Genomic DNA, 11,133 nt, shown 5'->3' with positions numbered 1-11,133 from the left:
ATGCACCGAAGCGCCAACTCGGGCGCTTGCCAAGTGGCTACTCAGCAATAGAACAATTTAAGCCGAGTTCTGCAACAGCCACCCTCCTTTTACCAAACGGGCTTAAGTTTAGGGCACCACCCTTTTCGTGAACAGTCGCTACCTTCCTGCCATGAAGCTGTGGCACGTCGTTGCGTTGCTTGCCCCGTGTCCAGCCTGGGCTCAGTATCCTTCTTTGTCCCGTACGCCCTTTTCCGGCGCCAACGAATTGGTGGTGCACGTCCCCGACAGCGGCGCACTGGCTTGGGCACGCGCGGCGCGGGTGCTTACGGCCCGGGGGTACCAGCTGCTACGTCCCGAGCCCGCCGCGCACCGGTTGAAAACAGTGCCTCGGCCTGTTCAGCAGTATGCCTTTGCCAAGGAGACCATTGAGGTGCGCGTGTTCGGACAGTACTTGGTAGTCCGAGGGGTGATTCACTACCCTGATTCGGTTAGGTACCCCGCTGTACCGGTGGTGATGCCCGCAAACCGAGGACGGAATGAGATACAGGCCCAAGCGTGGGACGAGCTGGAGGCCGTGGCCCGCGCCCTGAAAGGTGCCGTCTGGTACCAGGCCCCGATTAATGCGGCGTCTAAATGGCCATTCAAATAACCCTCCATTTCTCAAACTGCCAGCAGCAGCCCAGCACCAGCTGCCAATAGGCCGCTGCCAGTTTAGAAAAGTTTAAGAAACCCTTCTGCGATTTAAAGTTTAGGAAACAGGCAAGTGAGATGAGTTTCGTAAACTCCGTTTTAGTACGTTTCGCTGTTTACCCCGCTTTGACAGTACCAATGCTTACAACCCGCCAAGGGTCGGGGGCCTAAAGCAAAATCCCCGCGCCCTCGGCTGAGGACGCGGAGCTTTTGCCGTTTGAAAGGTCACTACTTGCTTAAAGCCGCGCCGTGGCTCCATCCTCGGGCGTGGCGTTCTTAATCTTGGGCACCTTCTGCAGGTAGGCCCAGATGGCGCTGGCTTCGGCATCGGTGAGGCGCGAGTACTTGGGCATGGGGTAGGCCAGGGGGCCGTGGGGCGACATGCCGAAGCGCACGGCCTGCGCAAACTGCTCCGGCGTCCAGTCGCCGAGGCCGGTTTCGGGGTCCATGGTCAGGTTGCGGGTCACCACGGTCTGCTGCTGCAGGTTCAGCATCTTGTTGCCACCGGCCAGGTAGCCTTCCGATTTTTCGGGCTCCAGGTTGTTGTTGGTTTTAAAATCGGCCGAGTGGCAGTCGTAGCACTTGTAGCGGCCCACCACCAGGTAGCGGCCCAGCGCTACGGCATCGGTAGGCACGGGCTCCGTGATGATGGCCGAGGGCATGGGCGCGGGCTTCATCACCGTATTCACCAGGGCTTTCGACAGGAAGGAAGGCTCCTGGGCATGGCTGGGGGCAGGGTTGGCCTTGGTCCAGTTGTGGTCGGAGCGCAGGAAGGCCACAATGCTGGCCACGTCGTCGTCGGACATGTGCACGAAGCTGGGCATGATGATGCGGAAGCGGCCGTCGGGGCCGATGCCGGTGCGCAGCAGGGTTACGACCTGGGCATCGGTCCAGCTGCCGATGCCGTGGGCCTGGTCCCGGGTGATGTTGGCCGAGTAGATATTGCCAAACTCCTTGGGCAGGTCGCGCAGGAGCTGCCCGCTCAGGTTACCCGTTTTGGGGTCGACGTGGCAGTCGGCGCAGGAGGCCGCCACCAGCTTTTCACCGTGGGCTACCCGCTCCGGCGTCGATACGATGGTGGTGCTGTAAGCCGGCACCTGGTAGCTGGGAATGCCACTGATGCCCACGTAAGAGGCAAATCCGGCCACGGCCAGCACAAATACGCCCAGCAGCAGGCCCAAGATGCGGAATACTTTTTTCATGTTTTTGCAGAAAAAGAAGAATGAATAATGAGAAAGCAGGCGCAAATAAGGCGGTGGTGAGGGCAATAGCAAGTAAATATTTAGCTTCAGGCATGAATTTCACCACCTTATAGCACCGCAAGCATTGTGCTTCTATCCAGGCACCAGCTTGCCATAGCTGCTTATGGGCTTTACTGATACAAACACCCCCGCTTCGGCGCCCAGCCGGCTAAATGCCGGGTGCCGAAGGGGTTCTGCTGAGCCAATGGTTGAGAACCCTATAACTTAGAAAAATTTCTGACTTTTCCTTTTGGCTACATGATTAGACCCTTACGACTAGCGCTTGCATTGCTGGCCGCCTGGCTTTCCTGCAGGGCCATGCCACCGGTGTACGGGCAGTCAGGACCCGCTTCTTCGGAAAGCGCAGCGCGGCTGGCTGCTACCGATACGGCGCGAGTGCGGGTGCTTCTCGAGAAATCACGCGCCATCCTACCCACGAATCCCGGGGAGGCGCTGCAATACGCACGGCAGTCGCTGACACTGGCCAAGACTATTCCACAGCACCAGAAGCTGCTGCCCGACGTGTACATCCATCTGGGCCGCGCCCTGCAGGGGCAAGGCCAGCTGCCGGAAGCGCAGCGCTATTTCATGATGGCGCGCGACCTAAGCACGCGCCTGGACCTGCCCAGGCCCCTGGCGCATAGCTACCGGCAGCTGGCGCTGATAGAAAGCCAGCAAAACAACCAGCTTGACGCGCTGCGGCTCTTCAAGCTTGCCCTCGCCACCCAGCTTCGCCTGGCGGTAAACCCGTTAACCCTGCGCGACTACAGCAACCTGGGCTTTACCTACCAGCAGCAAGGGCACTACGCCCAAGCCCTGCAGGCTTACCTGAAAGGGCTAAAAATTGGCGAGCAACACCCCGAGCGCAGCTACGCCTCCCATTACGTCAACCTGTTGAGCAACATCAGCGCGCTTTATGGTACGCAAGGAAATAAAGCCAAGTCAGTCTTCTATGCCAAACAGGCACTGGCGGTACTTCAGCGCTTTCCCGACCCCAAAGCCGAGCTAACTGCCTGGGCTGCGCTGGGAGCATTTTACGCCAACACAAGTCAGGACTCCCTGGCGATACAATGCCTGAAAAAGGGCTTGGGCATTGCGCAACGCTTGGGTAAGGCGGCGCCACCGCGTGATGTAGCCGCTTGTTACTTCTACCTGTCTGGCCTCGCCAAAGGGCGCCAGGACTATTCGGCTGCCTTGGTTTACCTGCGGCAGGCAGCTACGCATGCCGAACGCGCCGGCCAACCCGATGTACACGTTTTAGTACTCAACGAAACAGCCAGCGTGTACTGCAAGCAGCAGCGCTTCAAGCCGGCCGCCGCCGCGGCCCGGCAAGCCCTTACTATAGCACGCGCAGCGGGGTACGTGAAGCTGGCCGGCGACAGCTACCGTGAGCTGGCTCAAATCAGTGCCGAGGCCGGCAATTACGCCGATGCCTTCAGGCTTGAGCAACGGTATCATGGGATAAAAGACTCCCTTTTTAACGTTGCCAAATTGAAGGAGCTGGCCAACCAGGCTTCGCAGTATGAAATCAAGCAGAAAGAAACCCAGATAAGCCTGCTGCAGGGCAAGGCGGCACTGCAGCGCCGCGCCCGCAACCTGCTGATTGGTGGCATCGTGCTGGTTGCCTTGATGGGTACGGGCACCTACTGGCGCTACCACCTGGAGCGTAAGGCCCGCCGCCAGCTGCAGGTGAAAGAGCTGGAGCTGGCCGCCCGCAACCACGTGCTAACCAGCACCGAGCAGCGCCTGCAGCAGTCGCTCGACGAGAAGGAAGTGCTGCTGAAAGAAGTGCACCACCGGGTGAAAAACAACCTCCAGGTAATTGCCAGCCGCCTGGCTTTGCAGGCCCTGGCGCACCGCACCCAGCCCACGGTGATGGCTGCGCTGCGCGATGGCCAGAGCTGGGTGAAATCCATTGCCCTGATTCATGAAATGCTGTACCAGTCCGACGACCTGGCCTCGGTGGCTTTCCAGCCGTTTCTGGAGCAGCTGGTGGCCCAGCTTAGCCGGGCCTTTGCCGGCGCCGGGGCCGGCGAAGTGGTATGCACAGTGCACGCAGCCGGTATTCACTTAGGCACCAGCACCGCCGTGCCCGTGGGCTTAATCATAAACGAGCTGGTGTCGAATGCATTTAAGCACGCTTTCCCTGGTGGCTGCAATGGCCGGGTCGATATCTTCCTCACGTCCGACGCAAACGGCGACTATTGCCTGCGGGTGTGCGACGACGGCAAGGGCCTGCCCCCCGATTTCTCGCTCGACAATGCCTCGTCGCTGGGCCTGCGCCTGGCGCGCAGCCTGGCCCGGCAGCTCGAAGGCAGTTTGGGCGTCCGGCCCCCGGCTACCGGGCCAGGTACGGAATTCTACCTCACTTTCCGGGCCTTGCCCGAAGCAGCGCTGGCAGCAGCCTAAGCTCCCGGTACGCTGACTTTCGCGGCCTCTCATTTTCTCAAGCGTAGCGCGGTTCCTTTTTGGCAATAGCTCCCTGCAAATCGGGCCTTCAGCAAAAGGGGGCGCAGACCGGCGTGACCGAAAAAAAATGGTATAGCCTTCCAGCGGCCGCTTAGAGCTGAGGCAATAATGAGGTGGTGCCATCGCCATCAGCCAGGGGAAGAAGCCTTTTATGTCCAGTGATGGATTGGCTTGGTTTAACGCGGGTTAGCATTGGCCGAACCACTGCTGCATGCGTACTGCAGTGGTCCGGTGTGCTCTGCATTTGCCTGGCTCTTTCAGGCCGGCAGCGCTTTTCTAGAGGGTGCGGCGGGCAACCGCGGCGGCTCTGCGCCTGAACCTCAAGCCTTCTTTCCCGGTTACTGCAACCGGAAATCCTTTTCCGTCAATCCCATTCCATGAAGCACGACAATATTCAGACCCTGGGCCAGCTCCGCGCCAGCGGCTACCAGCCCCGCACTGTGAAAGAAGAGCTGCGCGAAAACCTCGTGCGCAAGCTCCAGAACAAGGACGACGTATTTCCCGGCATCTTCGGCTACGACGAAACCGTGATTCCCGACCTGCAGCGGGCCATTCTGGCCGGGCACCACATCAACCTGCTGGGCCTACGCGGCCAGGCCAAAACCCGCATTGCCCGCCTGCTCATCAACCTGCTCGACGAGTACATTCCCGTGGTGGCCGGCTCCGAGCTCAACGACGACCCCCTGCAGCCGCTGTCGGTATTTGCCAAGAACCTTATTGCCGAAAAAGGCGACGACACGCCCGTATCCTGGCTGCACCGCGACGAGCGCTACACCGAGAAGCTGGCCACGCCCGACGTATCAGTGGCCGACCTCATCGGCGATGCCGACCCCATCAAGGCGGCCACGCTCAAGCTGCCATATTCCGACGAGCGGGTGATTCACTTCGGCCTTATTCCGCGGGCCCACCGCGGCATCTTCGTCATCAACGAGCTGCCCGACCTGCAGGCCCGCATTCAGGTGTCCTTGTTCAACATCCTGCAGGAAGGCGACATCCAGATTCGGGGCTTCAAGGTGCGCCTGCCCCTGGACTTGCAGTTCGTGTTCACGGCCAACCCCGAGGACTACACCAACCGCGGCTCCATCGTGACGCCGCTCAAGGACCGCATCGACGCCCAGATTATCACGCACTACCCCAAGAGCATTGAGATTGGCAAGCGCATCACCAAGCAGGAGGCCCGCATCCGCGAGGAGCAGCGCGGCCTGGTGACGGTGAACGAGATTGTGCACGACCTGGTGGAGCAGGTGGCCGTGGAAGCCCGCGGCTCCGAGTTTGTGGATGCCAAGTCGGGCGTATCGGCCCGCCTCACCATCTCGGCCTTCGAGCAAGTGGTGGCCGGCGCCGAGCGCCGCGCCCTGATTAATGGCGAAAAGAACACCTACGTGCGCGTGGGCGACTTTATCTCGGCCGTGCCCGCCATCACCGGCAAGGTGGAGCTGGTGTACGAGGGCGAGCAGGAGGGGGCCGGCATCGTGGCCGAGAAGCTCATGGGCAAGGCCATCCGCACCCTGTTTCTGAACTACTTCCCCGACCCCGACAAGGCCAAAAAGCTCAAGGGCCGCCCCAGCCCCTACAAAACCGTGCAGGAGTGGTTCGGCAACGGCCACACCATCGACCTGCTGCACGATGCCAGCACCGCCGACTACCGCAAGGCGCTGGACGCCGTGCCCGGCCTGCGCGACATCGTAGCCGAGCTGCACCCCAAGGAAGACGCCGACACCACCTACTTCCTCATGGAGTTCCTGCTGCACGGCCTGGCCGAGTACAGCCTGATTTCGCGCAACCGCCTCAGCGCCGGCGCCCAGTTCAAAGACCTGCTGGCCTCCATGTTCACCATGCCCAGCTTTGGCGAGGACGATGATGACGAGGACGAAGACGAAAAGCCGCGCCGCCGGCGGTAAGCAGTAGCGCGGGCTTTCAGTCCGCGCCAGGTCCAAAATGCCCCTCGTGCCTCTTGGTGCGCGGGGCATTTTGCAGTTGCGGGATGGCGCATGCCCCCACTCAGTCCTTTTCCTCAAACCCCTGCAGCCCACTCAGCAGCTGGGCCAGGGCCCGTTCTTCGCTGGCCGCGTAACGCTGGCTGTAGCGGCGGATAACCAGCAGGGAAAATACGGCCATTCCGGCGACCAGGCCCCACTGCCAGGCCGGCTCGGCGCGGTTGGTATCGAAGAAGAACAAGGCCAGCCCGGTGTTGAGCAGCAGCACGTAGCCCTGGTAAAAGCGCAGCCCGTACTGTTGCTGCCACTGGTAGTGCCCGCGCAGGCGGGCCAGGTAGCGCGGGGGCGAGTCTTGCGCCGGAAAAGTGTAGAGCAGCCGCAGGGTGAGTAGCTGCCGGGCAATGGCACCCATCACAGCCAGGCCCGCCAGCAGCAGGCCCAGCGTGGCCAGCAGACCGGGGTGTACGGTCAGGTACACCCACAGCATAGCGGGCGGCGCCAGCACCAGGGCCAGCAGGCTGCCGGCTTTCTGCAGCAGCAGGCGGCGGCGACGCCCCGTCAGCTGCCGGCGTAGCTCCGGGCTGCTGGGCGCGGCCGGCTCGGGGGTGGCCTGCCACAGCCGGCGCAGGGCGTCCTCGTCGAAGTCGGGAAATTCGGTATCAGCACTCATCGTCGTCATCGGGTAAGGTTTGCAGCAGCTGCGCCAGGCGCTGGCGGATGCGGTGCAGGCGCACGCGGATATTGCCCTCGGTTTGCTCGCATATCTCGGCAATGCGGGCGTAGGGCTGCTCGTCCAGCACCAGCATCATCAGGAGGCGGTCGGCTTCGGGCAGGCGGCCCAGGGCGCGGTGCAGGCGAGCCAGCTGGGCGGCCTGCGGGTCGGGGGGCGGGGCGGGCAGGTCGGGCAGGGCTTCGCCGCTGGCTTCGGGGCGGCGCTTGTGCTGCCGCACCCACTGCAGGCAGGTGTTCACGCAGATGCGATACAGCCAGGTGCTGAGCGCGGCCTCGTGCCGAAACTGGTCGAGGTTGAGCCACACCCGCAGAAACACTTCCTGCAGCAGGTCGTTGGCCGTGTCCACGTCGCCGCCGCAGTAGCCCAGGCACAGACGCGCTACGCGGCGGCGGTGGCTCTGGTACAGCTCATCAAACAGGACGGTGTTGGCGGGCATTCCAGGGGTGTGGTTTCAGCGAAGCTAAAGACAAGCAGGATTGGAGCAGTCGCTGTATTTCGTTGTTTGTGGATTGAGTTAAAAGGTTGAGAGTTAAAAGGCAGGCGAGTCCGCTTTTTAACTTTTAACTCTCAACTTTTAAATACTGCAAGAAGGCACAGCAGCATGAGAAGCGTGCAAGGCAGCCACTAGCGCCGGGCCGGGTGGGCAGCCAAATATTGCTCGATGTTGCTGATGGTCCACTCAGGAGTGTCCAGCATCATGAATTCGCGGGCTGCATCGTGCAGGCGCACCTCGGCGCCGGCGCCGGCCTGGGCCAGCTGCCGCTCAAACAAGGGCTTTACCTTGGCGGCGCTCAGGTCGGGCTGCACGGCTTTGCCGGCCACCCAGATGCCCAGCAGCAGCACCGGCACCTGCAGGCGCGGCAGGGCCGGGCGCAGGTCGGTGGTCATGCTCTCGTACACGATGTGGGCCCAGGTGCTGCGGTCGGCCTGGTCGGCCCAGCTCAGCACCCGCCGCTGCTGGGCCGTGTCCGTCACCCAGGTGTTGATAAACATCTTCTGCTGCTTGAGAAACGACTCCCGGGGCAGGTTCACCATCATGGCCAGGAGCTGGTCGCGGGCCGGCAGCTTCAGCGAGTCGGGGGTGAGGCGGGGGTTGCTCACGGCAAAGGGTGCGGGCAAGGCCTCCAGCAGCACCAGGCCGCCGAACAGCTCGGGGAAGTCGGTGGCGGCCCGCATGGCCACCATGCCGCCGGTCTGGTGAGCCACCAGCACGGGCTTGCGGAGCTTATTGGCTTTCACGTAGTCGGCCAGGGCCCGGGCGTAGGTGCTGTAGTAAGAGTCGGTAGGCGCCAGGGTGAGGGGAGCCGTGCCGCCGGTGCCGGCCAGCGTAACCACGTGGCACTGGTGGCGGCGGCCCAGGGTGGCGGCGGTTTCTTTCCAGAGGGCGCCGGGCGCCACGTAGCCGGGTACCAGCAGCAAGGGGCGGCCATCCTTTTTTCCCACAACCTCCACCTGAATGGCAGGCGTGGAGGCCGCCACAGAGGAGCCGGCCGTCAGCAGTAGGAGAAGGGAAAAGGCGAGGGTGTGCAGTAGCGTTTTCATAGCTCAGAAAGGGTAAGTGGTGGTTGGTTTGTCTTTCTGATGCCGGCCTGTGAGGTTTGTTACAGCCTGGAGAGATTTTTTTTTCACGGGAGCCGAAAATTCTGCTCTTCCCGCTTTAAGCCACAAAAAAACCTGTTTACCACGCGGTAAACAGGTTTTTTGTTGAGGGAGTACCTGAAAGGCTTCAGTGTCCACGAAGGAGATAAAAGCTTTTTATACTTAGCGCGAAGTGGAGGGCGAAACGCACCAGGAGGAATGTAGAGACGCAACCGAAGGTGAGCGCAGCTAACAGTTGGAGTCTCGTCTTTGAACGACGATTGAAGGACGTTCTGACCGCGCAGTCCCGGAGACGCAAGTATGCGTCTCTACCTCGTTCTCGCAAGCCACTTCGTGCCAGGTATAACTGCCAAACCAGAGTACACCGAGTAGTCAGCGGCTGCAGTTACTCTACCACCAGCTGCTGAGTAGCCGTGCGGCCTCCCTGCTGCAGGCGCAGCGTATATAGGCCCGGCGCCAGGCCGTGCAGGTCGAGGCGGGCTTCGGCAACCGGGGCGGGCTGGGTAGTGGTGCGCACGCATTGCCCCAGCGCATTATAGAAGGCGGCCTGCAGGCTGCCCGATGCCGGCAGCAGCACGCGCACCTCCGACGAGGCCGGGTTGGGGAAGAGCTGCACGGGCAAGGCGTTGGCGCTGGCGCGGGTCGCCGTGGCCAGCAGGAAGGGGCGGTTGCTGCTGGCTTGGCCCGTGGGCGTCATCACGGTAATCAGGCCCGCGGGCGTGGGGGCGGGCATGAGGAAGGTGATGGTGGTGGCGTTGACCACGGTAAAGGTGGTGATGGGCACGCCGCCCACCAGTACGGCCGTGGCCCCGGTGAAGTTGGTGCCCGTCACCGTTACCAGGGAGCTGGCCCCGCCCGCGGTGGGGCTGAAGCTGCTCATGGTGGGGGCCGTGGCCAGCGGCGCATTCAGCTGCACGCTGATGTAGCCGCTATATGTATCGAGGATGACCATGTCCAGGGTGCCGTCGTTGTTGACGTCGCCCGTGGTAATAGGTCCATAGGCTGCTGTGGTTACGACGCCGGCTGTGAAGGTGGCACTGCCGCCATTCATCCAGACGCGGGCTTCCCGGGTAAATCCACCGCCCGGATTAGGTACCTGCGCGCTAGTCAGTACATCAAGGTCACCGTCGCCATCTACATCCCCAGTAGTAAGGGAGTGCACGGCCCGGGGTAGGGTAAAGGCCAGGGTGCCCGTGGTAGCGAAGCCGCCCTGCCCGTTTCCGGCGTGAATGCGGGCATCCAGGTTGGAAATGGACAGCGCATCCAGGACGCCATCGCCGGTAAAGTCCACCAGCAACTGCGGTATGATGCCCGGCGTGACCACAGGCGTAGCCGCAAAGCCCCCCTGCCCATTACCCAGGTAAGCCCCAAATTGGTTGTTGGGGTCGTGGTACAACAGGTCCAGGCGCCCGTCGTTATTGAGGTCCGCCAGCCTGAACCGGGCCCCCCCAGTTCCGGCCCAGGGCAGGGGCCGGTCGGGCAGGCGGGTGAAATTGCCTTGGCCATCGCCCATGCCTACGAGCAGGGAGGTATGGGCTGTAGTGCCGGGGCCGGATGCACCCGGGGCGTGTTCCAAAAAGGCCACGTCCAGGTACCCGTCGCCATTCAGGTCGGCGGCGCGGGGCGACTGGGCCAAGCCGTTGCTGGTGGACAAGCCTTGGCTAGTGGGCAGCGTGGTGCGCGGGGTGAACTGCCCCTGGCCGTTGCCCAGCGCGATGGCCGTTACGTAGCGCCCAACCGCCCCGTTCCAACCGCTGGTCATCAGGTCCAGGTTGCCGTCGTTGTTGAAGTCGGCCGCCGCCAGGCTAAAGGGTTCCGAGCCGACGTAGGTGCTGAGGGGACTGGCGAAGCCACCCTGCCCGTCGCCCAGGTAAATAAGAACCCTGTTTTGAGAAGACACCGCGTCTGTCTGCAGGAAATCCAGTTTTCCGTCATTATTTACGTCAACCAGCTGCGGGTCGTAGTAGCCGGTTGAGCTGCCGTATATGTCGCCGATAATGGGCCGGGGCTGGAACGTGCCAGTAGCTGGGCCACTAGCGGCTTGAAACGCCAGTACCTGGCCACTGGCCAGGGGCAGGCCGCTGCTGCCGCTGCCCCGCACCGTGGCGGGAACGGTGACGTTTACCTGCTCGCCCGGAGCAAAGGCCTGCCGGGGCTGAAAGCGCAGCGTACTGGTGCCGTCGCCGCTGGCCGTGCCGCTGCGCTGCCCCCGCCACTGGCTGCCGTGCACGCGCAGGTCGGCCGCCCCCGTTACGGGCCCGGAGAAGGTGAGCGTCACGGGCGAGAGGCGCGGAGCCGCCACGGCGTTGCGGGCCGGGGTGGTGGCCGTGAGCGTAGGAGCCTGGGCAAGAGTAGTCAGCGGGAGCAGGCTCCAAACGAGTATGGCGTGTTTCATGAGGAAGGCAGATTGATTGAGCAGCAAGGTAGAAGAAACCGTCTTTAGTTAACAGAGGCTATAAAAAAAAGGCGCTGCCAGAAGTCT

The 11,133-nt window shown here is 62.4% G+C and carries 8 protein-coding genes; 3 read left to right on the top strand and 5 right to left on the bottom strand.

All coding sequences use genetic code 11. From position 1 onward, the window contains the following. The first annotated feature begins 214 nt into the window (after window positions 1-214). Window positions 215-631 carry a hypothetical protein gene (locus ABD919_RS12490; protein WP_345236351.1) on the top strand — a complete coding sequence of 139 codons (417 nt, stop codon included), beginning with the start codon at window positions 215-217 and terminating at the stop codon, window positions 629-631. Window positions 632-908: 277 nt separating this feature from the next. Here the strand turns inward: ABD919_RS12490 and ABD919_RS12485 are convergent, their stop codons facing one another. After that, complete coding sequence (locus tag ABD919_RS12485; RefSeq protein ID WP_345236350.1) at window positions 909-1,874, bottom strand: c-type cytochrome; 966 nt, start codon at window positions 1,872-1,874, stop codon at window positions 909-911. Between the two features lie 357 nt (window positions 1,875-2,231). Here ABD919_RS12485 and ABD919_RS12480 point away from each other — a divergent pair, with 357 nt between their 5' ends. Both ABD919_RS12480 and ABD919_RS12475 read left to right on the top strand, forming a co-directional pair. Further along, window positions 2,232-4,322 carry a histidine kinase dimerization/phosphoacceptor domain -containing protein gene (locus ABD919_RS12480; protein ID WP_345236349.1) on the top strand — a complete coding sequence of 697 codons (2,091 nt, stop codon included), beginning with the start codon at window positions 2,232-2,234 and terminating at the stop codon, window positions 4,320-4,322. Window positions 4,323-4,759: 437 nt separating this feature from the next. Continuing rightward, complete coding sequence (locus ABD919_RS12475) at window positions 4,760-6,283, top strand: sigma 54-interacting transcriptional regulator (RefSeq protein ID WP_345236348.1); 1,524 nt, start codon at window positions 4,760-4,762, stop codon at window positions 6,281-6,283. 100 nt (window positions 6,284-6,383) lie between these two features. On the opposite strand, the gene ABD919_RS12470 is transcribed toward ABD919_RS12475, so the two are convergent. The 4 genes from ABD919_RS12470 to ABD919_RS12455 form a co-directional block, all read right to left on the bottom strand. Then, window positions 6,384-6,989 carry a hypothetical protein gene (locus tag ABD919_RS12470; protein ID WP_345236347.1) on the bottom strand — a complete coding sequence of 202 codons (606 nt, stop codon included), beginning with the start codon at window positions 6,987-6,989 and terminating at the stop codon, window positions 6,384-6,386. After that, window positions 6,979-7,488: an RNA polymerase sigma factor gene (locus ABD919_RS12465; RefSeq protein ID WP_345236346.1), complete on the bottom strand. Its 510-nt coding sequence runs from the start codon at window positions 7,486-7,488 to the stop codon at window positions 6,979-6,981. Before ABD919_RS12465 ends, ABD919_RS12470 begins: the two co-directional genes overlap by 11 nt. A gap of 188 nt (window positions 7,489-7,676) precedes the next feature. Further along, window positions 7,677-8,594 (bottom strand): alpha/beta fold hydrolase, encoded by a 918-nt coding sequence (locus ABD919_RS12460; protein ID WP_345236345.1) that lies wholly within the window; start codon window positions 8,592-8,594, stop codon window positions 7,677-7,679. Between the two features lie 442 nt (window positions 8,595-9,036). Next, complete coding sequence (locus tag ABD919_RS12455; protein ID WP_345236344.1) at window positions 9,037-11,046, bottom strand: FG-GAP-like repeat-containing protein; 2,010 nt, start codon at window positions 11,044-11,046, stop codon at window positions 9,037-9,039. Window positions 11,047-11,133 lie beyond the last annotated feature (87 nt).

This window comes from Hymenobacter saemangeumensis (genome assembly GCF_039541835.1).
GTDB lineage: Bacteria > Bacteroidota > Bacteroidia > Cytophagales > Hymenobacteraceae > Hymenobacter > Hymenobacter saemangeumensis.
Note: the sequence above shows the minus strand (reverse complement) of the source record. Positions and strands in the feature narration are given on the sequence as shown.